The sequence below is a fragment of the Bacillus sp. FSL P4-0248 genome (assembly GCF_038593305.1).
Taxonomy (GTDB): domain Bacteria; phylum Bacillota; class Bacilli; order Bacillales; family Bacillaceae; genus Bacillus; species Bacillus safensis.
Window position 1 is genome coordinate 3,272,126 of the sequence record NZ_CP151983.1, and the last position, 23,778, is coordinate 3,295,903.

General features: G+C 41.0%; 25 protein-coding genes. 15 read left to right on the top strand and 10 right to left on the bottom strand.

The annotated features are described in order from the left end of the window. Positions 1–20: 20 nt before the first annotated feature. From NST65_RS16850 to spoIIID, 3 genes are all read right to left on the bottom strand, one after another. Positions 21–860: a flagellar hook-basal body protein gene (locus tag NST65_RS16850; RefSeq protein WP_034281198.1), complete on the bottom strand. Its 840-nt coding sequence runs from the start codon at positions 858–860 to the stop codon at positions 21–23. A gap of 124 nt (positions 861–984) precedes the next feature. Further along, positions 985–1,986 (bottom strand): cell shape-determining protein Mbl, encoded by a 1,002-nt coding sequence (mbl, locus tag NST65_RS16855; RefSeq protein ID WP_007497573.1) that lies wholly within the window; start codon positions 1,984–1,986, stop codon positions 985–987. Positions 1,987–2,170: 184 nt separating this feature from the next. Further along, the gene (spoIIID, locus tag NST65_RS16860) at positions 2,171–2,449 is read right to left on the bottom strand and encodes a sporulation transcriptional regulator SpoIIID (protein WP_008343327.1); all 279 of its coding nucleotides are present in this window, start codon (positions 2,447–2,449) and stop codon (positions 2,171–2,173) included. A gap of 347 nt (positions 2,450–2,796) precedes the next feature. Between spoIIID and NST65_RS16865 the strand changes: the two genes are divergently transcribed. The 3 genes from NST65_RS16865 (at position 2,797) to NST65_RS16875 (ending at position 5,127) form a co-directional block, all read left to right on the top strand. Beyond that, positions 2,797–3,210, top strand: a complete 414-nt coding sequence (locus NST65_RS16865) for a MarR family transcriptional regulator (RefSeq protein WP_024423697.1) — start codon at positions 2,797–2,799, stop codon at positions 3,208–3,210. 15 nt (positions 3,211–3,225) lie between these two features. Then, on the top strand, positions 3,226–4,413 hold the full coding sequence (locus NST65_RS16870) for an MFS transporter (protein ID WP_034281200.1): 1,188 nt from the start codon (positions 3,226–3,228) through the stop codon (positions 4,411–4,413). A gap of 114 nt (positions 4,414–4,527) precedes the next feature. Next, positions 4,528–5,127 (top strand): undecaprenyl-diphosphatase, encoded by a 600-nt coding sequence (locus NST65_RS16875; protein WP_034281202.1) that lies wholly within the window; start codon positions 4,528–4,530, stop codon positions 5,125–5,127. A gap of 38 nt (positions 5,128–5,165) precedes the next feature. Here the strand turns inward: NST65_RS16875 and NST65_RS16880 are convergent, their stop codons facing one another. Beyond that, positions 5,166–6,554, bottom strand: coding sequence for an MFS transporter (locus tag NST65_RS16880; protein WP_034281204.1), 1,389 nt, complete (start codon positions 6,552–6,554; stop codon positions 5,166–5,168). Between the two features lie 196 nt (positions 6,555–6,750). On the opposite strand from NST65_RS16880, the gene NST65_RS16885 reads away from it, so the two are divergent. From NST65_RS16885 to NST65_RS16905, 5 genes are all read left to right on the top strand, one after another. After that, positions 6,751–7,599 carry a transporter substrate-binding domain-containing protein gene (locus NST65_RS16885; protein WP_342489381.1) on the top strand — a complete coding sequence of 283 codons (849 nt, stop codon included), beginning with the start codon at positions 6,751–6,753 and terminating at the stop codon, positions 7,597–7,599. A 43-nt stretch (positions 7,600–7,642) separates the two neighbouring features. Then, positions 7,643–8,320 (top strand): amino acid ABC transporter permease, encoded by a 678-nt coding sequence (locus NST65_RS16890; RefSeq protein WP_080652918.1) that lies wholly within the window; start codon positions 7,643–7,645, stop codon positions 8,318–8,320. A gap of 10 nt (positions 8,321–8,330) precedes the next feature. After that, on the top strand, positions 8,331–9,071 hold the full coding sequence (locus NST65_RS16895; protein WP_046312994.1) for an amino acid ABC transporter ATP-binding protein: 741 nt from the start codon (positions 8,331–8,333) through the stop codon (positions 9,069–9,071). A gap of 191 nt (positions 9,072–9,262) precedes the next feature. Next, positions 9,263–10,471 carry an ammonium transporter gene (locus NST65_RS16900; RefSeq protein ID WP_034281208.1) on the top strand — a complete coding sequence of 403 codons (1,209 nt, stop codon included), beginning with the start codon at positions 9,263–9,265 and terminating at the stop codon, positions 10,469–10,471. An 18-nt stretch (positions 10,472–10,489) separates the two neighbouring features. Continuing rightward, complete coding sequence (locus NST65_RS16905) at positions 10,490–10,837, top strand: P-II family nitrogen regulator (RefSeq protein ID WP_034281209.1); 348 nt, start codon at positions 10,490–10,492, stop codon at positions 10,835–10,837. Positions 10,838–10,921: 84 nt separating this feature from the next. Here NST65_RS16905 and NST65_RS16910 read toward each other — a convergent pair whose 3' ends face one another. Then, positions 10,922–11,818, bottom strand: coding sequence for a peptidoglycan DD-metalloendopeptidase family protein (locus NST65_RS16910; RefSeq protein ID WP_120207862.1), 897 nt, complete (start codon positions 11,816–11,818; stop codon positions 10,922–10,924). A 116-nt stretch (positions 11,819–11,934) separates the two neighbouring features. Here NST65_RS16910 and NST65_RS16915 point away from each other — a divergent pair, with 116 nt between their 5' ends. The 5 genes from NST65_RS16915 to rpsN all read left to right on the top strand — a co-directional run bounded on the left by NST65_RS16915 (position 11,935) and on the right by rpsN (position 14,892). Next, positions 11,935–12,444: a GNAT family N-acetyltransferase gene (locus NST65_RS16915; RefSeq protein WP_029706351.1), complete on the top strand. Its 510-nt coding sequence runs from the start codon at positions 11,935–11,937 to the stop codon at positions 12,442–12,444. 166 nt (positions 12,445–12,610) lie between these two features. Continuing rightward, a complete protein-coding gene (locus NST65_RS16920) occupies positions 12,611–13,033 on the top strand; it encodes a DUF5362 family protein (RefSeq protein ID WP_070326111.1) in 423 nt (140 codons plus the stop codon). A 144-nt stretch (positions 13,034–13,177) separates the two neighbouring features. Further along, complete coding sequence (rpmG, locus tag NST65_RS16925) at positions 13,178–13,327, top strand: 50S ribosomal protein L33 (RefSeq protein WP_024423713.1); 150 nt, start codon at positions 13,178–13,180, stop codon at positions 13,325–13,327. 82 nt (positions 13,328–13,409) lie between these two features. Beyond that, complete coding sequence (locus NST65_RS16930; protein WP_065214874.1) at positions 13,410–14,606, top strand: GTP-binding protein; 1,197 nt, start codon at positions 13,410–13,412, stop codon at positions 14,604–14,606. Positions 14,607–14,622: 16 nt separating this feature from the next. Beyond that, positions 14,623–14,892 carry a 30S ribosomal protein S14 gene (rpsN, locus tag NST65_RS16935; RefSeq protein ID WP_025093900.1) on the top strand — a complete coding sequence of 90 codons (270 nt, stop codon included), beginning with the start codon at positions 14,623–14,625 and terminating at the stop codon, positions 14,890–14,892. Between the two features lie 254 nt (positions 14,893–15,146). Here rpsN and moaA read toward each other — a convergent pair whose 3' ends face one another. Together moaA and fdhD are read right to left on the bottom strand one after the other, a co-directional pair. Continuing rightward, complete coding sequence (gene moaA, locus NST65_RS16940; RefSeq protein WP_029707486.1) at positions 15,147–16,154, bottom strand: GTP 3',8-cyclase MoaA; 1,008 nt, start codon at positions 16,152–16,154, stop codon at positions 15,147–15,149. Positions 16,155–16,164: 10 nt separating this feature from the next. Beyond that, positions 16,165–16,953, bottom strand: coding sequence for a formate dehydrogenase accessory sulfurtransferase FdhD (fdhD, locus tag NST65_RS16945; protein WP_034281213.1), 789 nt, complete (start codon positions 16,951–16,953; stop codon positions 16,165–16,167). 134 nt (positions 16,954–17,087) lie between these two features. Between fdhD and NST65_RS16950 the strand changes: the two genes are divergently transcribed. After that, positions 17,088–18,353, top strand: coding sequence for an OFA family MFS transporter (locus NST65_RS16950; protein ID WP_046312982.1), 1,266 nt, complete (start codon positions 17,088–17,090; stop codon positions 18,351–18,353). An 82-nt stretch (positions 18,354–18,435) separates the two neighbouring features. Then, positions 18,436–20,784: an FdhF/YdeP family oxidoreductase gene (locus NST65_RS16955; protein ID WP_087976055.1), complete on the top strand. Its 2,349-nt coding sequence runs from the start codon at positions 18,436–18,438 to the stop codon at positions 20,782–20,784. Between the two features lie 51 nt (positions 20,785–20,835). Here the strand turns inward: NST65_RS16955 and NST65_RS16960 are convergent, their stop codons facing one another. From NST65_RS16960 to spoIID, 3 genes are all read right to left on the bottom strand, one after another. After that, positions 20,836–21,513, bottom strand: a complete 678-nt coding sequence (locus NST65_RS16960) for a VWA domain-containing protein (RefSeq protein WP_098677172.1) — start codon at positions 21,511–21,513, stop codon at positions 20,836–20,838. Positions 21,514–21,596: 83 nt separating this feature from the next. Further along, the gene (locus NST65_RS16965) at positions 21,597–22,295 is read right to left on the bottom strand and encodes a VWA domain-containing protein (RefSeq protein ID WP_065214878.1); all 699 of its coding nucleotides are present in this window, start codon (positions 22,293–22,295) and stop codon (positions 21,597–21,599) included. A 322-nt stretch (positions 22,296–22,617) separates the two neighbouring features. Continuing rightward, positions 22,618–23,643, bottom strand: a complete 1,026-nt coding sequence (gene spoIID / locus NST65_RS16970; protein WP_041115518.1) for a stage II sporulation protein D — start codon at positions 23,641–23,643, stop codon at positions 22,618–22,620. Positions 23,644–23,778 lie beyond the last annotated feature (135 nt).

Genomic DNA, 23,778 nt, shown 5'->3' on the forward strand with positions numbered 1-23,778 from the left:
CTTTCTTTTTCATTTCTTGATTAGTACACTCTGCCAATTTCATTCACTGCTTTTTCTAAGCTTTTATCATACGCCTGAACCACTTTTTGATTTGTTTCAAATGCTCGGTAGGCCGTTGTCATATCTGTATATGATTTCGTTACATCCACGTTCGAGAGCTCCGATACGCCTTGGCTTAACGTATAGGACATTTGACCGTTATTGACTGCACTTGGCAGGGGCTGGTTATCAGCTGTACGGTATAAATCATTTCCTTCACGCGCTAGGTTTCTTGTATCCATCGCAACACGTACATCGATTTGACCAAGATTTTGCCCATTTTCAGACACAGTACCATCTGCATTCACTTTGAAATTCTCACTCTGAACCGTAATCGGCTGACCCGTCACGGAAAGAAGAGCACGGCCATTAATCGTCAATTGATTTTGTGCGTTCAATGTAATGGAGCTGCTTTTCGTATAACGAACGCCTTCTGGTGTGTTGACGGCATAAAATAGCGCTGATTTCTGATTGGTCTCCGGATTGATCGGCACATTATTTTCAACTAGTGCTATGTCTGTTGTTTGATCTGTTGTTTTTAAAGTTCCCTGTGTAAATTGAGGGATTAATTCCTGCATATATGTCCCAGTATTGATTCCACCAATCGGCGATTGCAGTGGAACGCTAAAGCCTTTGCCTGAGGATGTTTGGAAACGTCCTGATTCCATTCGGCTCAGCAGCATTTCTGGAAATGCACGCATTGCCCCTTCATCCGCTTTATAGCCTGGGGTATTCGCATTTGCGATATTATTTGAAAGCATTTCTGTCCGCCGCTCTTGAGCGATCATGGCAGATGTTGCGGTGTATAGTCCTTTTAACACGTGCTCACCTCATTCAAATTCTTTCACATGACCTAAACACAATCTTCTATGAAATATATCGGCTGATTAGCAGGGTTCTTTAATAAAAATCCCCCATTCTTTCTAAAAAGAATGAGGGAAATCATTAGCTGAGTTTACGCTTTGGCAGCTTGTCCATATTATCAAGCATCACGCCAGTACCAACTGCTACACAGTCCATTGGATTTTCAGCAACGAAAACTGGTACTTTCAGCTCTTCTGCAAGCAATTGATCAAGCCCGTTTAGAAGAGCTCCGCCACCTGTAATGATGACGCCGCGATCGATAATATCAGCTGATAATTCAGGCGGTGTTCTTTCAAGAACTTGTTTCGCAGCCTGAACAATCGCAGATACAGATTCACGCAATGCTTCTTCTACTTCTTTGCTTGTGACGGTAATCGTTCTTGGTAATCCTGTCACCATGTCTCGTCCACGAATCGAAATCTCTTCGTGACGTGCGTCTGGGAATACCGTTGCAACTTGGATCTTAATATCCTCAGCCGTGCGCTCACCGATCAACAGCTTGTACTCTTTTTTAATGTAGTTTAGAATTTCCAGATCAAATTTGTCTCCAGCCATTTTAATAGAAGAGGCGGTTACAATGTCACCCATTGAGATGACAGCGATATCTGTCGTTCCGCCTCCAATATCTACGACCATGTTTCCACTTGGCTGAAAAATATCCATACCAGCACCAATCGCTGCTACTTTTGGCTCTTCTTCAAGAAATACATGCTTACCACCGCTTTTTTCAGCAGCTTCTTTGATCGCCTTCTGCTCAACAGATGTAATATTTGTCGGGCAGCAGATGAGCATACGCGGCTTAGAGAACAGCCCTTTCACATTTAATTTGTTAATAAAATGCTTGAGCATCGCTTCAGTTACTTCAAAATCAGCGATTACGCCGTCTTTTAATGGACGAATCGCAACAATATTCCCAGGCGTACGTCCAACCATACGTCTAGCCTCTTCTCCAACAGCCAAAACTTTTCCGCTGTTTTTGTCAAGAGCTACCACAGATGGTTCATTTAACACAATTCCTTTTCCTTTGACATGAATCAGTACATTGGCAGTACCAAGATCAATTCCAATATCCCTAGCAAACATCTATATATATCCTCCTTGAAAATCTGTTTCCATAGCAAATACCACATTCTGCCCTAATTATATATTCTATCATAATTTGCAGAAAAAAAGATATTTCTTTACAAAAGTCTTTACAAAATTTGTGGTTAGAAACTACCGATATGAGGAAGATATATATATCATGTTTATGAACAAAGAACTAAGCTTACTGTTTCACAGGTTCGCCTTCTAAAATTTCTTCTTTTTTATACTTTAACTTGGTGGCTTCTCCTCCTCGCAAGTGGCGGATTGATTTATGATAATCCAGTATCTCCTTTACTTCATTAGCCAGATCTGGATTAATTTCTGGCAGTCTTTCTGTTAGATCCTTGTGTACAGTACTTTTAGAGACTCCAAATTCTTTCGCAATAACACGAACGGTTTTCTTTGTCTCCACGATATACTTTCCTATCTTGATTGTTCGCTCTTTGATGTAATCGTGCACACCACTCGACCTCCCTAAAATGGATGTGAGAAGTGTGAAATGAGATCCGTATGAAGATTATCCATTTTCAGCGGCGCTTGTTCGTCGTAATTTCTCATCCATTAGGTAGTAAATGCCAAACACGATCCCTCACCTCAAACACTCTCTTTGTCAGGTTTGTAACAGTGTATTAGCATTGAATAGGGAATATGCTAAAAATGAAGATGGGACAAGGGATTTATCAGAAAAGGCAAAACAAAAAATCATTTCGGGGCGCGAAAATTTTCACTTTACAAGAAAGAGTTCAGCACGTAAAATAGAAAAGGTGAATTTATTTACCTAGCTAAATATTTAAAAAAGGTGAGCATATGGATACGTTAAATAGAGAGTGTTTACATCAAATACATCAAGGCGCACGGCTGCTGTCTAAAAAGGCGAACGAAGCGCTTGCTGCTTATGACTTGTACATGTCCCAGTGGACTGTGCTTTTTTGTTTGGATACATTCGGCCCGAAAACCCAAAAAGACATCTGGACATATTTGAACGTCGAAGCACCGACCATCACCAGAACCGTCACCCGTTTAGAAGCAAACGGCTGGGTGAAACGTGTACAAGGAAAAGACAAACGTGAGAATCTGATCGTGATGACAGATGATGCAAAAGCCCGATTTGAAGAAATCAAACGCACGATGGAACAATTTGAAGAAGAATGTCTTTCAGATTTTACCTACGAAGAAAAACAACTCCTCCATACACTTTTACACAAATTATCAACTGAATAGGAAGTGACATACATCATGAACGAACGTATATGGACAAAAGACTTTATCATGATTGTCCTGGTGAATTTATTTACGTTTACCTCTTTTTATGCCCTTTTGACATTACTGCCCATTTACACAATGGATGAACTAAATGGAACAGAATCACAGGGCGGTCTCCTTGTGACGGTCTTCTTATTATCTGCTATTGTGACAAGACCGTTTTCTGGAGCCATTATTGAGAAATTCGGCAAAAAACGGATGGCGATTTTCTCTTCTACAGCCTTTGCCTTACTCACTTATTTATACATCCCGATTGATCAATTCCAAACGCTTCTTATGCTGCGTTTCGTACAAGGGATCTTTTTTAGTATTTTGACGACAGTCACCAGTGCCATTGCAGCTGATATGATCCCGAAACATAAACGCGGGGAAGGACTCGGATACTTTGTGATGTCTATGAACCTCGCTGTTGTCATCGGTCCGTTTATCGCACTGAATCAAGTAGGAAAAATAGGATTTCATTCATTATTTCTTCTCTTTTCCATTATCGTGACCATCGGAGCCGCTTTTACGATGCTGATTAGACAGCCAGAGCCTGAAAACGGTGGAAGCATTGTCTTCCGATTCACGTTTTCTCACCTGTTTGAAAAAGGCGCATTAAAAACAGCGGCCGTCGGCATTATTATTTCCTTCTGTTATTCGCCGATTATTTCATTTATTTCAGTTTATGCCAATTCACTTCATTTGATGGGTGCAAGCAGTTATTTCTTTATTGTATTTGCGGCTGCAATGCTTGGATCACGTCCATTTACAGGCAGACTTTTTGACCGGGTTGGAGCTCACGTTGTGATCTATCCTTCGATTGCCCTTTTTGCCATTGGTTTATGGATGCTGACAGCGACACATTCAGCTACAATGCTTCTTCTATCAGGCGCTGTGATTGGACTTGGCTACGGTTCGCTCGTGCCATGTTTACAAACACTTGCGATTCAGCACTCACCAGCTCATCGTACGGGATATGCGACGGCTACTTTCTTCACCCTGTATGATACAGGTATTGCTGCCGGCTCATTTGTCTTTGGACTCCTTGTCAGCTTCACAGACTTTTCAAATGTGTACCTCATTGCGGGTATTGTGGTCTTACTGAGTATGGGCGTTTTTTATTGGAGCGAACGAAAACCTCAGGAAGCAAAAGCACAAAAGGTCTCCCTTTCAGAGTAAAAGGGTACTATTTTAAACTTCGCCGGAAACATGCTAAAATATAGGATATTCCAAATAGAGCATACAGGCTTTGTTGAAAAATAGTTAGCATTAAGCGAAAGTATAGGTGATGTTTTGAATTACGAATTGTTTAAAGTCATACACGGGATGGCTCACCATTCTGAGTTTTTAGATCAGGCCATGATCTTTATTACGAAAAAGGCCATTCTTGTGTACGCCCTTGTCTTATTGATTTGCTGGTTATTAGGGAATCACAAATTTAAGAAGCATGTCTTCTTTTCCGGTGTAACAGGCATTGCAGCACTTATCGTCAACTTTGCCATTACATTGTTTCATTATGAAGAGCGGCCGTTTGTGGCGCATAAAGTCGACACACTCATCCCGCACTCAGCAGATGCTTCCTTCCCAAGTGACCATACAACAGGTGCATTGGCTCTTTCACTTGCCATTCGATCCCGTAATAAAAAGCTTGGCAACATCTTGCTCGTCTTTGGATTACTTACAGGATTCTCCCGCATCTGGGTCGGCCATCATTATCCATTTGATGTTTTAGGCAGCTTGGTCGTATCGATTGTGGTTGTCTTTATCATGAATAAATTATGGAAGTTCTTTGACTCTCCTATTGATCGTATCGTGACATTTTACGAGACAATTGTAGGGAAAATTTTCAGAAGGAAGACAAAGGATCAGGGCTCAGACCTGTCCAACTCTTAAGCGGACTTGCGATAACGTGATGAAGATTCTTCTTCCACTTATCGCGCCGCTTTTTTTATTGGCTTTCCCCCTCTAACCATACTCGAAAAATAAAGACTGACACCAATGCCAATAAGAGAAATGATGATCAATGTCCAGCCTAACTGCGCAAAGTGAGCACCAGCAATTTCATCCCCAAACAGCATACCAAGCACAGCAGACGACAGAATAGAACCAAGGTAGCGGCATGTTTGAAAAAGTCCAGAGGACGTGCCAATCATGTGCTGAGGACTTGCCTTGAGCATCGCAGCTTGGAGCGCAACATTCCCAATCCCATAACTGAGCCCAAGCAGAGCTAGAACCAATCCTTTCCCCCATAATGGCGCAGGAATAAAAAAGAAAGTCATGGCAGACGCTCCAGCCAGCATCAATACAGCACTCGCTAAAACTGGATGGCGTTCATCCCCGCGATCCACCCACTTTCCAGTCAGCGGTGACACAATAATACTCACCCCTGACATACACAGCATAAAAAGACCCGTCATCTCCACACGCCAGCCTAACTCATCCTGAAAATAACTCGGCAAACCAAAAAAGAGACAATAGAAAAAGATATTTAAAATGATAAATTGCACATACACAAGTGACAGCCGCTGCTTCTCCCTGAACATCCGTATTTGAATAAACGGTTCATCCACCTGATACTCCCACCAGATAAAAGCGCCTGCACTCAGGAGACAAAGAATACCTTGAACATATTGAATGCCATCACCCAGTGATAATAAAAATGAAAGCAGGAGAACAATGCAGACGGTAAAAAGAAGCATCCCTGGCAAATCGAGTGTTCGCACAGTTTCGCCTATGCGGAGCTTTTTCTTCTTCTGCTCCTTCGGAAACAAAAATAGGCCGAGAAAGAAACTGATCAAAATAAAAGGCAGATTCACTAAAAAGATAGCCGGCCAGCCGCCAATGGTCATCAAAAATCCGCCAAGCGTCGGCCCAAGCGCCGTCATCGCTGAAGCAAAAATGGATAATACCGCTAACGCCGAAGCCTGTCTTTCTTGAATATGATCCCGAATGAGTCCGACCCCAGAAGGATAAATGGCACTGCTTCCCATCGCCTGTAACAAACGGATCACAATCAGCACCGCAAACGTTGGGGCAAACGGCGCGCAAATGGCTGAGACTGCGACAAGAACCAGACCGAATAAAAATAAGGTTCTCCGGCTCATGACATGATCCCCAATCCGGCCGCTCACCGGCTGCGTCACTGCACTGGCTAAATAAAAAGAAGAAATAAGCCAAGATACGGTCGTAAACGACAAACCGAATTCATGCTGAATTTGATGCAAGGCCAAAGAAATCATTGATGAATTCAGTGGATTCAACATCGTTCCAAAGGCAATAGCGGTTAAAAAAACTTTTCGGTTGTCTCTCCACTTGTTCATACACTGACCTCCTTTTTGCAATCCTTTCGTTATTATGAGATTCATTTCCCTTTTTTACCCTAATCAATTCAAGTTCTCTCTTAGAAAAGCAAGACATACATTCTAAAAAGGACGATTGTTGGAATAACACATATAAAATTGAGAATATGAGGAACAAATGGTAAGATGCTACACATATTGAAAAGCCTACTTTCTCCTGATATGGAGAACGGCTGAAAAGGAGGAGAAGCTTATTATTAAAAAAAGACGGTTTTGGGTCCCAGCCCTTTTCTCGGTTGCAGTATTACTTCTGTCTTCGTGCGGTTCAAATGAAACAAATGGGAACGGAGATAAACGTAATTCTACAGCGAAAGGGTCGCCAATTTTGGAGGATGGAAAATTTATTTTTGCAGCATCAGGTGAATTTCATCCGTTTAGTTACATGGATGGAAATCAGATGTCCGGCTTTGATATCGACGTAGGCACTGCGATTAGTGACAAACTAGGTCTCGAACCTATACAGAAAAAATATAAATTCGCAGGCATCGTCGAAGGCGTGAAAGCAGGTAAATTTGATGCGGCAGTTGCAAGTCATACCATCAATGAGGAACGAAAAAAACACGTCCTTTTTTCTAAACCCTATTACTATTCTGGTCCGCAAATTTTCACAAGACCCGGATCAGACATTCAACATGCGGATGACTTAAAAGACAAAGAAATTGCTGTATCCAAAGGGTCGTCCTACGCTGATATTGCCAAGGAACATAGCGGGCAAGAACCAAAATATTATGATAGTGATGTCGTCGCCTTAGAAGCACTGGCCAATGGAAAACACGATGCAGTCGTGACAGATTTCGCCACAGGTGCAGAAGCGATGAAGAAAAAATTAAAAATCACAGCGCAGGAAAGACTCGGACAAAGTGAGCAGGCAATTGCTGTTTCAAAAGAAAATGAACAGCTCATAAAAGAGATCAACGATGCGATTGACGCACTAAAAAAAGACGGAACATTAAAACAAATTAGCAAAAAGTACTTTGATGAAGACATCACGGTCAAACAAGATTAAAACCACGATTGTGCGCCCAATTTTATAGGCGCACTTTCTTCAAATGGAGATGATTGTTTTGCCTACCCTATCACACTTTTTTCAGACACTCATTGATTCAAGAGGTATTTTCTTAGAAGGAATGCTGATCACCTTACAGCTGACGGTGATCAGCATCTTCATCGGTATGTTCATCGGGCTTTTCTTTGCTTTATTGAAAATATCCCGCATAGCCGTTTTTGGTTATATCGCCAATGCTTATATCTTTCTTGTACGCGGAACACCACTTATTGTTCAGATTTTCATCCTATATTTCGGCCTCACAGAATTGAATATACCCGACTTCTGGGCTGCTTCCATTGCGCTCGCCTTTCATAATGGCGCCTATATAGCCGAAATATTCAGAGGCGCCATCCAATCCATCGATCAGGGGCAAAAAGAGGCAGGACGATCTCTTGGTATGGGTCGTTTTTTAACAATGAGGCGTATCATTCTCCCTCAAGCGATGCGGCGTGCTCTTCCCCCTCTTGGCAACCAGTTCATTATCGGCTTAAAAGACTCATCACTCGCCGCCTTTATCAGTGTCAATGAACTATTTAACGTCGCCACCACGCAAGGCTCCAACAGCTTTGACAATATGACGTATTTACTTGTTGTAGCCGTCTATTACTTAGTTCTTGTCCTGCTGTTAACATTCGCTGTCCAAACCTTTGAGAAGAAACTATCAGCTAGTGACCAATAGGAGGAGAAGCATGACAGAATCAAAGGAAATCATTCGTGTTGAAAAACTCAATAAATACTTTGGAGAGCTTCATGTTTTAAAAGATATCGATCTCACTGTTTATGAAAATGATGTGGTCGTCTTAATTGGTGCAAGCGGTTCTGGAAAAAGCACCTTGCTCCGCTGTATGAACTTTTTAGAAATAAAAAATGATGGAGATATTATCATTGATGGCAGCCCTGTTCATCCAAAGCGAGATCAATTAAACGAAATGAGACAAAAAATAGGAATGGTGTTTCAGCATTTTAATCTTTTCCCGCACAAAACTGTGCTTGAAAATATCATCGAAGCGCCTGTTATGGTGAAAAAAACAAAGAAAGCGCAAGCCATCGCTGAAGCCAGCACCTTGCTAGAAAAAGTCGGACTTGCGGATAAAGCCAACGTATATCCTTCTAAACTATCAGGCGGCCAAAAACAGCGTGTAGCCATAGCCAGATCTCTCGCCATGAAGCCTGATGTCATGTTATTTGACGAACCTACGTCTGCCCTTGACCCAGAGCTTGTAGGCGAGGTGCTGCAAACGATGAAAAGCCTCGCAAAAGAAGGCATGACCATGGTCATTGTCACACATGAAATGGGCTTTGCGAAAGAAGTTGCCGATCGTGTCGTCTACATGCACGAAGGCCGCATCGTCGAAGAAGGCGTCCCTTCGGATTTGTTTGATTCTCCTAGGGAGGAACGTACAAAACTGTTTCTCAGCTCCATTTTATAGGTCAAACGCCCTTCATTTTTAGTGCTTAACTTACGTTTTTGCTCATTCTTTACGAACTTTTCATCCATTTATATTGAACTTAACCAAAAACCATGTTAGATAAACTTACACGTATATGTTATATATGACTTTTCTCTCTATAATGAAGAATTAAGAAAACAATAATTCTGAATGATTCGGGGGAATGCAGCATGCAAATGGGTGATACAGTATTTATGTTCTTCTGCGCACTACTCGTGTGGTTAATGACACCGGGTTTAGCTTTATTCTACGGAGGACTCGTGAGAAGTAAAAACGTGTTAAGCACAACCATGCACAGCTTAACGTCACTAGCGATCGTTTCAATCGTATGGATCGTATTCGGTTATTCCTTAGCTTTTGCACCAGGCAATGCATGGATCGGAGGATTAGACTGGGTGGGCCTGAAAGGCGTAGGCTTTGAGCCTGGTTCCTATAGTGAGACCATTCCACATTCATTGTTCATGATGTTTCAAATGACCTTTGCCGTCTTAACAACAGCCATCATCTCAGGGGCCTTTGCTGAACGGATCCGCTACTCAGCAGTCGTTGTATTTACACTCCTTTGGGTCACATTTGTATACGCTCCAGTCGCACACTGGGTATGGGGCGGCGGTTGGATTGGCGAGATGGGTGCGCTTGACTTCGCAGGCGGAAACGTGGTTCACATCTCATCCGGTGTTGCAGGTCTTGTCGTGGCAATTGTGCTCGGGAAGCGTAAAGAAGCAGCAAGCTCTTCTCCGCATAACTTGATCTACACCCTTCTTGGCGGAGCTGTCATCTGGTTTGGATGGTTTGGTTTTAACGTGGGTAGTGCTCTTACATTAGACAGCGTGGCCATGTATGCCTTTATTAACACCAATACAGCTGCTGCTGCAGGAATCATCGGCTGGCTGTTAGTAGAGTGGATGATCAACAAAAAACCGACCATGCTCGGCGCGATCTCTGGAGCCATCGCAGGTCTTGTCGCCATTACACCTGCCGCAGGCTTTGTTACACCGTTTGCTTCTATTATAATAGGAATCATTGGCGGGATCGTCTGTTTCTGGGGGGTCTTTTCACTCAAAGCCAAATTTGGCTATGATGACGCACTGGACGCATTCGGCCTTCACGGAATTGGCGGTACTTGGGGAGGAATTGCAACAGGACTTTTCGCCACAACTTCTGTCAATGACGGCGGAGCCAATGGCTTATTTTACGGAGATCCCAGCTTACTTTGGAAGCAAGTGGTCGCGATTGTTGCCACGTACGCTTTTGTTGCCGTTGTGACATACGTGATCATCAAAGTGGTCAATGTCTTCTTCAAAATTCGTGCAACCGAAGAAGAAGAATCAGTGGGTCTTGATTTAACCATGCACGGTGAAAAAGCTTATCAAGATTAAAGAAAAAGGGGTGTCTCTATGAGCAAAATGTATAAAGTGGAGATTGTCACACGTCCAGCTAATTTTGAAACATTAAAGGTGGAGCTTGGAAAGATTGGTGTCACCTCGATTACCTTTTCAAATGTACACGGCTGCGGCTTACAAAAGGGACATACAGAGCTATACCGCGGCGTCAAAAAAGAAAGCAACGTGTACGAACGATTAAAGATCGAAATCGTCCTAAGCAAAGTACCTGTCGAACAGGTCGTTGAAACAGCTCAAAAGGTACTTCGGACAGGCGAACCAGGGGATGGGAAAATTTTTATATATGAAATAGCGAATACAATCAACATTCGGACAGGTGAAGAAGGACCTGCCGCCCTATAGCGTATCCTCCGCCGAGTGGCGGAGGATCTTTTTAAGCAGAAAAAACCTCTGCATATTTATATACACAGAGGACCTTGTAAAACATTAAGATTGTTTTGTTTCTTCTGACTGACTGGTGTCTTTAGAGGAATCAGAAGACTTTTCTTGATCAGAGGATTTCCCCTTCTCATCAGACTTTTCTTCAGATTTTTCTCCAGCTGGCTCTTTGGCTTTATCTTCAGCAGCAGGTTCCTTCGTTTTTTCCTCAGTCTTTGGCTGAGCAGGTTCTTTTGCTTGTTCCGTCACTTCTTGCGCTGCTTTTTCAATTGTAGAAACAGGCTTGTCAATGAAGCTAAGCGGATTAAGCGCTAAACCTTCCATACGAATTTCAAAATGTACATGGTTGCCGCTTTCAGCACCATATAGATTTTTACCAGAAGCACCAATGACATCATTCTGCTTGACTTCATCGCCTTCTTTGACACTCACTTGTGACAACGATTGATAAACAGTCGATAATCCATCTTCATGTTCAATTTCAACAACGTGACCGAGGACTGGATCTTTTTTCGCTTGAACCACTGTTCCACTAAGAGCAGCTGTGACATCAAACACTTTGCCATCTTTATCTGCAAGATCAATACCTTTACTCAAGGTATAGGTGTTATTATAGTTTACAAGTGCTGCTTCTTTTTCTTTTTGGTCAGCATCTGCTTCATAGAACTTTTTCACGACAGAAACATTATCAGAATTCTGGACCGGCATTGCGACATTTTCAATTGGCTTTCCAACTTCAACGGCATCATCGCGCTGTTCTTGCCCTGTTTGATTTCCATCAGTTAGTTGGTCTTTTACATCTTTTGATACAGCTTGATACCAAAGAACGGCTGTTAACACGACCGCTGCGCTGACCAAGTAAATAGCAGGGAATACCCAGCGCTTACGGAAAAATTGCTGAACTTTTGTGATTTTGGAAGTACGTTTCTTTTCTTCCTCTCTCATTTTTCATCACCTCAGCAACATTCTGAACACTTTTCAAAAAATATATACACACGAAATCATTTTTCTTTTTATTTTGCGCAATCGCATCAATAATATGTATGATAAATGAAAAAAAGATGGGGGACTTAATTGTGAAAACTTTCAACCGCATAGCAACAGAAGATGACCTCAAAGCCATCGTTGATATCTACAATTCAACCATTGCTTCAAGAGAAGTGACCGCTGATACAGAACCAGTTTCTGTCGAGGACCGTCGGCAATGGTTTTTGAATCATTCCGAGAAAAGACCTCTCTATGTGAAAACAGATGAGGATGGAAATATCTACGGCTGGCTGAGCTTTGAAACGTTTTACGGAAGGCCTGCATACAACGGAACCGTTGAAATGAGTATCTATTTAAACCAAGACTATCGAGGAAAAGGCTTAGGATCACTTTTCTTGCAAGAAGCCATTGATTTAGCACCCTCATTAGGCATTCGAACGTTACTTGCCTTTATTTTCGGGCACAACGAAGCCAGCATTCGACTATTTAAAAAGCACGGCTTTGAGACATGGGGCCACCTGCCACGCATCGCAGAAATGGACGGCAGCAGATACGATTTAGATATCCTAGGAAAAGAATTATAAAACGAGCGTCTCCCTGAAAAAGAGACGCTTTTTTTATGATGCAAGTAACAGCTGTAAAAAAAGTGAAGTGAAGAGAGAAACAATTGAATCAATCAACATTCACTCTTCCTAAAGCACTACTTACTCAAGTATGATAAAGAGTGAATACATAAAGGAGTGAACACCATTGCAACAAACTGAGAAAATCATTCAATCTCTTCATTCAATCGTAAAGTGGGGAAAGGTTGGTAGTATCTTTCTCTATATTTCAGGCGGTCTGGCTATTCTTATTGGTTTTTGGCTTGTTCTTCCTGCAGCCCTTGGCGTCTTCCTCATTATGATGGGAATTCATGTACAAAAATCTGTAAAAGCAGCTGAACACTTGATTCAGGCTCCAGATGCTTCTTACGAAGAATTATTAGAACAGTACGCTAAGATGATGAAAATGCAAACACTGTTTGCCATTTCAAGTATTGCCGCAGTTATTCTTTCATTCATTGCTATCGTTTTGATACTTATACTAGGCGGGTTAGCCTTCCTTCAAGAAATTCCTTATGATGTCCAGCAGTATGAAGGTGATTACGAACAAGAACTCGGTGACTTTTATTAATGGAGAGGGGTATCAATAGTCATTCGATACCCCTTTTGTTTTTATCATTTGACTTGGATCATTCTCCTCTGCTTGACATTCAGTCTTGATCATTTTAAAATACAAATCGTAACTATTACGAATTAAAGGAGGATCCTATTACTTATGCGCGTGAATATTACGTTGGCCTGTACTGAAACAGGTGACAGAAACTACATCACAACAAAAAATAAAAGAACGAATCCTGACCGATTGGAGTTAAAAAAATATTCTCCTCGATTAAAGAAATATACCCTTCATAGAGAAACAAAATAAATTTTTTATATTATAAATCGTAATCATTACTTTTTAAGTGAGGCGGAAAACAAAATGATCGTTTTCAAAAGGACAAAAACAAATGAATAAGCGTATACCTGTTACAGTATTAAGCGGCTTTTTAGGAGCAGGAAAAACAACGATATTAAATCATGTTCTTCAAAATCGCAAAGGATTAAAAGTGGCTGTAATCGTCAATGACATGAGCGAAATTAATATTGATGCAGAACTAGTCAAACAAGGCGGCGAGCTTTCTCGATCAGATGAGAAACTCGTTGAATTATCTAACGGCTGTATTTGCTGCACTTTGAGAGAAGACTTGTTAATCGAAGTAGAACGCCTTTGTAAGGCGGGTAATATTGATTATATTGTCATTGAATCAACCGGAATTAGTGAACCAATTCCCGTCGCTCAAACGTTTTCTTATATTGATGAAGAAATGGGTATAGATTTGACCCGCTTTTGCCGTCTAGATACGATGGTCACAGTAGTAGATGCAAATCGTTTCTGGACTGATTTCCAGTCAGGAGAGAGTTTATTAGATCGTAAAGAAGCGGTTTCCGATGACGACGAGCGAGAAATTTCCGATTTACTCATTGATCAAATTGAATTTTGTGACGTGCTTATTATCAATAAATGTGATCTAGTATCTCCCTCTGAATTAGATCGACTTGAGCATGTGCTGAACAAACTACAACCAGAAGCATCTATCATCAGAACCTCAAAAGGTATAGTACAGCCAGATGACATTTTGAATACTGGTTTATTCGACTTTGAAAAATCAAGTGCTTCTGCTGGGTGGATCAAAGAAATCAACGCAGGACATGTTCAGCATACACCGGAAACAGAGGAATACCAAATTTCATCTTTTGTTTACGAAAGAAGACTCCCTTTTCATACTGGCAGACTGAATGCTTGGTTAGATCAAATGCCTGAGCAGATCGTTCGTGCGAAAGGTTTTACTTGGCTTGCCACACATCATGATTTAACCATTTTAATTTCACAAGCTGGGAAATCTGTTGCGATTGAACCAATTGCATACTGGATTGCTGCTTTGCCTGAACAAGAAAAAGCACGGATATTAAATCAGGAACCAGAGCTTCTAGATGAGTGGGACGCAGAGTTTGGTGATCGCCATACAAAACTTGTGTTTATCGGTGTAGATTTACCTAAAGCAGAAATCATTCGTACTCTTGATCAATGCTTGCTTACACCTGAGGAATTTGATCAAGATTGGACTACATTTGAGGACCCCTTTCAATGGAAAATACAAAATTAGGCCAGGAGGGTTTTAATTGGCAAAGAAATCTAAGATTGCTAAAGAAAAAAAACGACAGCAGCTTGTATTGAAATATGCAGAATTAAGAAAAGAGTTAAAAGAAAAAGGTGACTATGAAGCTTTACGAAAATTACCTAGAGACTCTTCCCCTACCCGCTTAAAAAACCGCTGTGAATTAACGGGCCGTCCCAGAGGTTATTTACGAAAATTCAAAATGTCTAGAATTGCTTTTCGTGAGCTTGCCTATAAGGGTCATATCCCTGGAGTGAAAAAGTCGAGCTGGTAAAGAATGATTTGATCTTATCACAGCACTCGTAAAAGTAAAGCCGCACACAATGAGAGAAAATCTATTTTCCAATCTTATCTCAATCTTTTTGAAGTGCAAAATAGCAATTTAAAAACCAGCAGAGATTCTGCTGGTTTTTTATAATGACTGAGTTCATAAGATAAAATGGCCTGTTTTCAAAAAAGGATTTTCAGCAACGATTATGACATTTTTTCTTCTTTTCAAAAATACATGATCATGATACTTTGTTGTCATTAACCACCGATGTATGACATCTCAACCTTTTTCTGATCTTTTTTCTGCTCTCTCTCGGCTGAATATTGGTCATGTCTATTCGACCATAATTCCTTTAACCTGTTCGTTAATTCTTCATTATCTTTTGTCGTACGAATCATCTGTTTCAGATCAAAACCCGATGAAGCAAACAGACATGTAAACAATTCCCCCCTTGCAGACAACCTTGCTCTGTTACATGTTCCACAAAAAGCATCTGAAACGGAAGAAATAATACCTATCTCTCCTGAACCATCTTTGTAAAAAAATCGTTTGGCTACTTCACCTGTATATTGAGGAGGTTCTGGTTTGATAGGATATGTTGAATCAATTAATTCAATTATTTCTTTCTTTGTCATGACATGTTCTAGATTCCATTTATTCGTATTACCGACATCCATAAATTCAATAAATCTGAGAACGTGTCCTTCTTTTTTGAAGTAAGCTGCCATTGGTAAGACATCCTGATCATTCACACCTTTTTGAACAACCATATTAATCTTGATAGCAAGTCCAGCCTTTTTTGCAGCCTCAATACCATCAAACACTTTTTGGATAGAAATATGCCTTCCGTTCATTTGCTTAAAACGGTCGGGATTTAATGAATCTAAACTAATGGTGACTCTATTGAGACCAGCTCTCTTCAACTGATCAGCATATAAAGGTAAAAGTGTTCCGTTGGTTGTCATCGCAATGTCTTCAATCCCTGGAATGTTTGCGAGCTTTTCTATTAAGACAGGCAGATCCTTCCGCATTAACGGTTCTCCGCCCGTGATGCGTATTTTTACCACACCTAAGTTCTTTACAAAAAGGGTAGCAAGTCGTTCAATTTCTTCGAAACTAAGCAGTTCTTCTTTTTTCAAGAAAGGATAATCCGGTCCAAAAATTTCAGCAGGCATACAGTACGTACATCTAAAGTTACAGCGATCAGTTACTGATATTCTTAAATCGCGCAATGGTCGATGTCTTTTATCTAAAATACTGACCATACTTTGCCTCCTATTCTGTAATACGATGAGGATGCGTGTAAATGTTAAAGGATTTTCCTCTGACGAATCCAACTGTCGTAATATTTAATTCTTCTGCCATTTTAAGCGCCAGCTCAGTAGGTGCTGATTTTGAAATGACGATAGACACTCCTAGTTTTGCTGCCTTCAATAGAACTTCTGACGATATCCGGCCGCTAAAAACAAGGATTTTATCTCTAAGTGGAATTCGCTGAAGTAAACAGTATCCATAAATTTTATCTAAAGCATTATGTCTTCCTATATCAGTTCTAGTGATGAATAGCTTCTCTGTGTCACACAGTCCAGCATTATGCACTCCGCCAGTATGTTGAAATAATTGGCTTTCTTCTTGCAAACACTTCATGAGATGCATACAGGTTTCAGCAGAAATACTGATTCGATCAATGGCTGTTTTTGCCGTCTTCACATCTTGAAGGAAATAAAAGTGTCTTCCTTTCCCGCAGCATGAACCAATCACTCGTTTTGTAAAATCTGATGAATCAAATCCACTTGAGTGAACTAAATCAACATAGGCAAAACCCATACTTTCATCTATTGTAAACCTTTTAATCTCTTTTTCAAATCGAATGACCCCTTCTGAAGCCAAAAAGCCGATAACCAATTCTTTCAAGTGCTCTGGTGAACAAACAAGGGTCACAAATTCTTCTCCATTTACCATCACAGTTAAAGGATATTCTTCTACAATTTCATCAGTTTTGCAGGTAAACTGGCCTTCATTGTATTGGTGTATAACTCGTTTCTTTTTAACAGAAGGATTCATTGTATGATCTTCCTTTCAATGCAAATTTAGTTATATGATCCAATCAAATTGTGATATTATTTTAAAAAGTCATAAAAATGTAACATATTTCTATCTTATCAAACTTCTTGACTGCTTTATATGGGGGGAACAAAATGAACAAATCGAAAAATCGCTGGCTCATCGCAGCAAGTGCTGTAGGAATTCATTTATCTATTGGGTCTGTTTATGCTTGGAGTGTTTTTACGAATCCTTTACATGAAGCCTTTCAGTGGTCATTAACAGAAATAAGTCTCACCTTCAGTATTGCTATTTTATTTTTAGGTTTATCTGCTGCTTTTATGGGACATTTCGTTGAAAGGTATGGTCCAAGGGCATCGGGGCTCTTCTCAGCTATTTTCTTCGGCATCGGAATGACTGGGTCAGGATTCGCTGTCCACATGTCATCACTGCCTCTCCTCTATTTATTTTATGGTGTACTCGCTGGAATAGGTTTAGGGGTAGGCTATATTGCACCTGTATCAACTCTAGTCAAATGGTTTCCGGATCGAAGAGGTCTTGCAACCGGCTTAGCCATTATGGGGTTTGGGTTTGCTTCTCTTATTTGCAGCCCAATTATTCAATATCTCATTGAAAAAGTGAATATCGCAAATACTTTTTATATTCTTGGAATCTCCTATTTTATCATCATGGTGATCTCATCTCTTTATTTATCACCACCAACACCTGATGACGTCAAACAATTTGATGTATTCAAAACAAAGAAAAGAAAAATCCCTCAAGATTTATCACAGCTTACAGCAAATGAAGCGATCAAAACAAGACGTTTTTATTATTTGTGGCTTATGCTTTTTATTAATATCACATGCGGAATCGCTATTATTTCAGTAGCGTCACCTCTTGCTCAAGAAAGTGTTGGGTTCACTGCAGGTGCTGCAGCTACTCTTGTGGGCATTTTAGGTGCTTTTAATGGTTTAGGACGCATTGGCTGGGCATCGTTTTCAGATTATATAGGAAGACCGAATACGTATACGATTTTTTTCAGTATCCAGCTCATTGCTTTTCCTTTACTCCCCTATTTAAAAGAACCGTTCATCTTTTCAATCGTCATGGCGATCATTTATACGTGCTATGGAGGAGGATTTGCTTCAATTCCAGCCTATATTGGGGATTTGTTTGGTACAAAGCAGCTTGGTGCCATACATGGTTATATTTTGACTGCTTGGGCCGCTGCGGGATTAGCAGGACCACTATTTTCATCCTTCATCCGAGATATAACAGGTAATTACACACAAAGCCTTATGGTGTTCTCTGGCTTATTTTTCATTGCTTTTATCATATCACTTCTGATTCGAAAGGATATTCAGCAGCTAAGAGAAAAAAACCTATCTGCTGCTTCCTCTGTCTCAGCCCGATCTTAATTTGAATTTGACAGAATCACAATCTAAAGGTAATTTTTAGATATGAAAACGCTTTACAAAGTATTAGGAGGGTGATGATCTCATGGGGAAAACAAAACATAAGGGGCCTGTTAAACTCAATAAAAAACCCTCACCAAAGCTATGGGCGTCTTTTGTACCAATGGGGCTTGGCAAAGTGAAACCGAAACACATTCGAGATACGATGAAAGTGGCTTGGGAGAACAAAGATAACCTTCCCTACGCGTATCGTATTTTAACGCAGGGTGTTTGTGACGGCTGTGCCCTTGGCGTCTCAGGACTGTATGATCAAACGCTCGCAGGACCTCATATATGCACCACAAGACTAAATGTGCTTCGTCTTAACACAATGCCAGCTATTGATCCAAAATGGTTTGAAGATATTCATCAGCTAAAGCAAATGGACAGCACTTCTCTTCGCAAGCTTGGGCGGATTCCTTATCCATTGATCCGAAAAAAAGGTGACAATGCCTTTACACGTATTTCTTGGGATGATGCACTAGATCAAATCGCAGCTAAAATCCAATCAATTGATAAACGGCAGCTTGCTTTCTATTTAACCGCCAGAGGAATTACAAATGAAGTTTATTATACGGCTGCAAAGGCTGCTCGATTTATAGGGACGAATCATATTGATAATGCTTCTCGCATTTGCCATTCACCAAGTAAAACCGCTCTTAAACGGTCCCTTGGCATCGGTGCTTCCAGCTGTAATTACAGTGATTGGATTGGAACGGATGTATTAATTTTTTGGGGATCTGTCGCAGCAAACAATCAGCCTGTTTCCACTAAATATATGTACGCTGCTAAAAAGAAGGGAACAAAAATTATCGTCATCAATCCGTATAAAGAGCCTGCTATGGAAAAGTATTGGGTTCCTTCTATTCCAGAGAGTGCTTTATTCGGTACAAAAATTGCAGATGATTTTTACCAAGTCAATATAGGCGGAGATATTGCGTTCATGAACGGCGTCATCAAGCATTGGTTTGACATGGAGCAGCATGCTCCCCATTCGGCTCTTGATCACGAATTTATTCAAAAACATACAACAGGCATACAGGATTTAAAGCAGCATGTCGCACAATTGAAGTGGGAGGACCTAGAAGCATCATCAGGTTTATCAAAAGAAAGAATGAAGGAATTTGCGACACTGCTTGCCAATGCTAATTCAGGCGTTTTTATTTGGAGTATGGGCCTTACTCAGCACCGCTTTGCAACTGATAATATATCACAGGTTGCCAACCTTGCGATGCTGCGCGGATTTATCGGCAGGAAACATTGTGGTGTCATGCCAATCCGGGGGCATAGTGGCGTCCAAGGTTCTGGTGAAATGGGCGCTGATCCATTCGTTTTGCCAGGTAGTGATTTTGATGAAGAGAATATTGAAAGAATCGAACGTATATGGGGGTTTGACATTCCTAAATGGCATGGTGACACCATTGGGCAATCCTTTGAAAAGATGGCTCTCCCAAAAGACCATCCACAAAAACTCAAAATGCTGTTTACGAGTGGCGGAAACTTTTTAGAAACGATGCCAAATCCGGAAGCGATCGAAAAAGCATTATCTGAACTTGAACTCCGTGTTCACCAAGATATCATTTTGAATACCTCTACGCTGGTAGACGCTGAAGAGGCGGTGATTGTGCTGCCTGCTATGACAAGGTATGAACAACCAGGCGGCGGCACATCAACCAGTACGGAACGCATGGTATATTTCAGTCCAGAAATTGAAGGACCTCGTATTGAGGAAGCCAGAGCAGAATGGGACATTTATGTTGATCTTGCGAAAAGAGTCCGGCCGGAAGATGCCGAGCTGATACATTTTGAAACAGCTGAAGACATTCGTCGTGAGATTGCGGTCGCCAACCGAAACTATGATGGCATCCAGCATTTACGTCACAAGGGAGACGTTTTTCAATGGGGAGGCGCATGGCTTTGTGAAGATGGCGTGTGTCCAACACCAGACGGCAAGGGACATCTTCTTCCTGCCCAGCTGCCTCAATATCGAAAAACCGAAGGACATTTCAATATCACGACAAGAAGAGGAAAGCAATTCAACTCCATGATCTACAGTGAAAAGGATGCCTTTAATGGTGGAAAACGTCATTCTATCCTAATGAATGAAGAAGATGCAAAAGAGCTTTACGTCCAAGAAGGTGATCCAGTTGTTCTCTTTAATCAATATGGATCCTATCAAGGAGTGGCTCAATTCGGAGAGTTGAGACGCGGCAATATCGCAGTTTATTGGCCGGAAGGGAACGTTTTAATTCCTAAAGGTGTGTATGAGAGCTACTCACAGATTCCCGAGTATAATACGGCTGCCATATTAGAAAAAGCCGAAACCTTCCATGCAAGAAAGGATCAGCATTATGTGGAGAAACGAATTGATGAATTAGAAACGACTTTGAATTAATCGTCAACTTAAAAACAGCTGGGGTTGTTTTCCCCAGCTGCCATTCACTCTCTACCGACCAAAAGCGCTCGCTTCCTGTTGAAGAATATGGTTCAATTCTTCGGCATTTGCAGCCGGTTGATATTGTCCTCCACCCGCTTTTGCAACAGATTTAAGACTTTTTGCTTCCTTTTCATTCACATCGAAGCCAATGATATTGACGATTGTATCTATTCCGTCTTCATGTAATTCCTTTGCTGCTTGTGAAGGGCTTCCACCACAAGTTTCTTCACCATCACTGACAACATAGACAATATTTTTCCCTTCAGCTTGGTGATCTTCAAAATCTTGTTTCGTATCCGTTAATGCTTTTGCAAGTGGTGTCCAGCCAGTTGGCTTATACACATTCAGTGCTTGCTGAAAGGTTGATGGCTCATATGATCCAAATCCGTAAACAGCTTCAGAACTTGAACAAGAAACAGCTTTCCCTGCATTTTTATTGGTTCCTTCATGACCAAACACACGAAGCAGAACTTGTGTATCTTCTGATAAAATGCTTGCAAAGCTTTGAATAGACCGTTTGGCGATTTCAATTTTCCTTTCACCTTCAACTGATTGTGCCATGCTCCCGCTTAAATCGAGTAATATCACCACATGCGCAGGCGGCTCCTGTTTTGTTACAGCATGAGCTGGTGAAGAAAGAAGCAGGACAAGACTAGCCAAAATGGTTAATACGATGTTTTTTTTCATCAATAAAAACCTCCCTTTTTTACTTTTGTACAGAAAAAGAGAAACGAAAGCATGAATCAATCGTTTCCCTTTTGTTCAGCAAGTTATTCGTGTAGTTTTAATGATTCTGCTGAAAAGATAGAACCCATTTCTTTACCAGTACTTGCTTGGTAGTAATGGCCTTTACCAGCTTTGGCTACTTGCTTCAATTGACCTTCATAGCCATCGTTAAAGTCTAATCCGATCACATTTACAACAGTTGATCCTTTTGAGTTATGCAATTCTTTTGCTACTTTTACTGGATCTCCGCCACAAGTTTCCTCACCATCAGTGATTAAGTACACAATATGCTTTGTTCCTGCAGTAAGCTGCTCATCCGCTTGCTTTGCATTTTCAAGTGCACGTGCAATCGGTGTCCAGCCAGTTGGCCCAAGTCCGTTTAAAGAGTTTTCGAAGCTGTCCTTTTCATAAGGCTGTACGCCGTAAACGCCTCTAATGACTTCACATGATTGAGCTTTACCTGAATTTTTGTTGTTTCCTTCAGAACCAAACAAGCTCATACGAATTTTAGCGTCTTTTGGAAGTGACTGAGCAAATTTAAATACCTCTTGTTTAGCGAGATCAAATTTGCGCTCCCCCTCTACTTTTCTTGCCATGCTTCCACTTGCATCAAGCAAGATTGTGACTCTTACATCTTTATTATGTTTTTTGACTGTAGATGCTTCTGCAAATACTGGTGAAGAGATTGACATAGATAATGTCAATACAGCTAAGGTTACGAGTGAGAATACTTTTTTCAACATAATTTTCCTTCCTCCTTATGTATTTGATTGAAACATCTTAATCGTAAATTATTCTGTCTTGGAATGGTATAGGACTCGGTCCCTTTTTCTCTTTCATCAAAATCACTAAAATTCTGTCAGATGTCTAGATATTTTCACCTAACACACCCATTATTCTCTCGTTTTCTCTGTCTTTCGAGGGACTTTGTATCAGCCATCAGTTCTTGTCAGGACATAAATGTTTAAGATTTCCTGATCTGCGTCTTAAGTCGCGATTTGACACATTCTGTTCAAATCTCTTTGAACACACAAAAAAATGCCTCATTTCTGAGGCACCTTTGCTTTATTTTTTAGCCATATACGTGTTGAGAAAACGATCGGCTGATTCGATTTGAATTCCTTTATAATAATGCTTCACGATGGCATCTACTTTTTTGCCTGCCTGCGCCATATAATGCGCACCATATTGACTCATGCCTACACCATGACCATATCCTTTTGTTGTAATGACAATCTGCTGGCCCTGGCGTTCCCATGTGAAGTCCGCTGAATGAAGGCCTAGTGATTCTCGAATGTCTCGGCCTGACATTGTTTTACCGTTGATCACGGCTTTCGCTACCTGATTTCCTGGTGTCCGTTCTACAATCTGTCCGACCTGAGCCTGCTGAGTGAGCGTCACACCTAATTTTTGCTGAAATTCACTGACCGAGATGGTTTTCTTATTTTGAAATTTTGGCGATTTTTCGTCCCATTTACTTGAGACACTTTTCAAATAAGGGATTTCGTTTTTCCAATAGGCTTCGGCATTTTCCGTTTTTCCGTTACTTGTTGAAAAGAATGAAGCATCAATTGGTTTCTCGTCATAAGTCAGCACTTTTCCTTGTGTGCTGGCGACAGCTTCCGTGACCTTTTTTAATTTCCAATTGTACGCTTTCCCCCAAATTTTCTTGAGTTCCTGTTTGTTTTTGTAAACTTGGAACATTTGGGTATCATCTACAAGAGAGCCCTTGGGTGATTTGACAGTCTTATCACTGATCATTTGTCTGACGATATACGTTCTTGCTGCGAGCGCCTGTGCCTTGAGTGCTTCCATTTCAAAATCAGCTGGCATTTCAGATGCTACGACACCGATCACATACTCTTCTAAGGGGATGTTTTCTACCTGCTGATGAGCTGAGCGATAGACGGGGATAGCGACGGGTGATTGCTTCAATTTGACTGAACCCTTCACTTCTTTTTTAACTGATGGTTCTGCTGCTACGTGCTGGCTGGCCGCCGGCTTCCCTTGGAACGTCGGCAACACAAGTAATGTTGGAATCATTAAAATGATGATGCATATTCCTGCGATTGTCCATATCATTGGTTTCATATTTGGCTGCCCCCATTTGTCATTGAATCTCTTTTATCCTATGGGCAGGGACAAGCTAATATGACAGCTTCTTTCATTTAGTGGACAAGTCTTTTATGAAGGTATGGGCCTGTTCTTAGAATGGATTTTACTGTT

Coding starts and splice junctions, on each gene's coding strand:
- NST65_RS16865 (WP_024423697.1), top strand. CDS start 2,797: ATGGATACGTTAAATAGAGAGTGTTTACATCAAATACATCAAGGCGCA.
- NST65_RS16910 (WP_120207862.1), bottom strand. CDS start 11,818: ATGAGAGAGGAAGAAAAGAAACGTACTTCCAAAATCACAAAAGTTCAG.
- fdhD (WP_034281213.1), bottom strand. CDS start 16,953: ATGAATCCTTCTGTTAAAAAGAAACGAGTTATACACCAATACAATGAA.
- spoIID (WP_041115518.1), bottom strand. CDS start 23,643: ATGAAACCAATGATATGGACAATCGCAGGAATATGCATCATCATTTTA.
- NST65_RS16950 (WP_046312982.1), top strand. CDS start 17,088: ATGAACAAATCGAAAAATCGCTGGCTCATCGCAGCAAGTGCTGTAGGA.
- moaA (WP_029707486.1), bottom strand. CDS start 16,154: ATGGTCAGTATTTTAGATAAAAGACATCGACCATTGCGCGATTTAAGA.
- NST65_RS16930 (WP_065214874.1), top strand. CDS start 13,410: ATGAATAAGCGTATACCTGTTACAGTATTAAGCGGCTTTTTAGGAGCA.
- rpmG (WP_024423713.1), top strand. CDS start 13,178: ATGCGCGTGAATATTACGTTGGCCTGTACTGAAACAGGTGACAGAAAC.
- mbl (WP_007497573.1), bottom strand. CDS start 1,986: ATGTTTGCTAGGGATATTGGAATTGATCTTGGTACTGCCAATGTACTG.
- NST65_RS16900 (WP_034281208.1), top strand. CDS start 9,263: ATGCAAATGGGTGATACAGTATTTATGTTCTTCTGCGCACTACTCGTG.
- NST65_RS16870 (WP_034281200.1), top strand. CDS start 3,226: ATGAACGAACGTATATGGACAAAAGACTTTATCATGATTGTCCTGGTG.
- NST65_RS16965 (WP_065214878.1), bottom strand. CDS start 22,295: ATGTTGAAAAAAGTATTCTCACTCGTAACCTTAGCTGTATTGACATTA.
- NST65_RS16955 (WP_087976055.1), top strand. CDS start 18,436: ATGGGGAAAACAAAACATAAGGGGCCTGTTAAACTCAATAAAAAACCC.
- NST65_RS16905 (WP_034281209.1), top strand. CDS start 10,490: ATGAGCAAAATGTATAAAGTGGAGATTGTCACACGTCCAGCTAATTTT.
- NST65_RS16960 (WP_098677172.1), bottom strand. CDS start 21,513: ATGAAAAAAAACATCGTATTAACCATTTTGGCTAGTCTTGTCCTGCTT.
- NST65_RS16915 (WP_029706351.1), top strand. CDS start 11,935: ATGGGGGACTTAATTGTGAAAACTTTCAACCGCATAGCAACAGAAGAT.
- NST65_RS16895 (WP_046312994.1), top strand. CDS start 8,331: ATGACAGAATCAAAGGAAATCATTCGTGTTGAAAAACTCAATAAATAC.
- NST65_RS16890 (WP_080652918.1), top strand. CDS start 7,643: ATGGAGATGATTGTTTTGCCTACCCTATCACACTTTTTTCAGACACTC.
- NST65_RS16880 (WP_034281204.1), bottom strand. CDS start 6,554: ATGAACAAGTGGAGAGACAACCGAAAAGTTTTTTTAACCGCTATTGCC.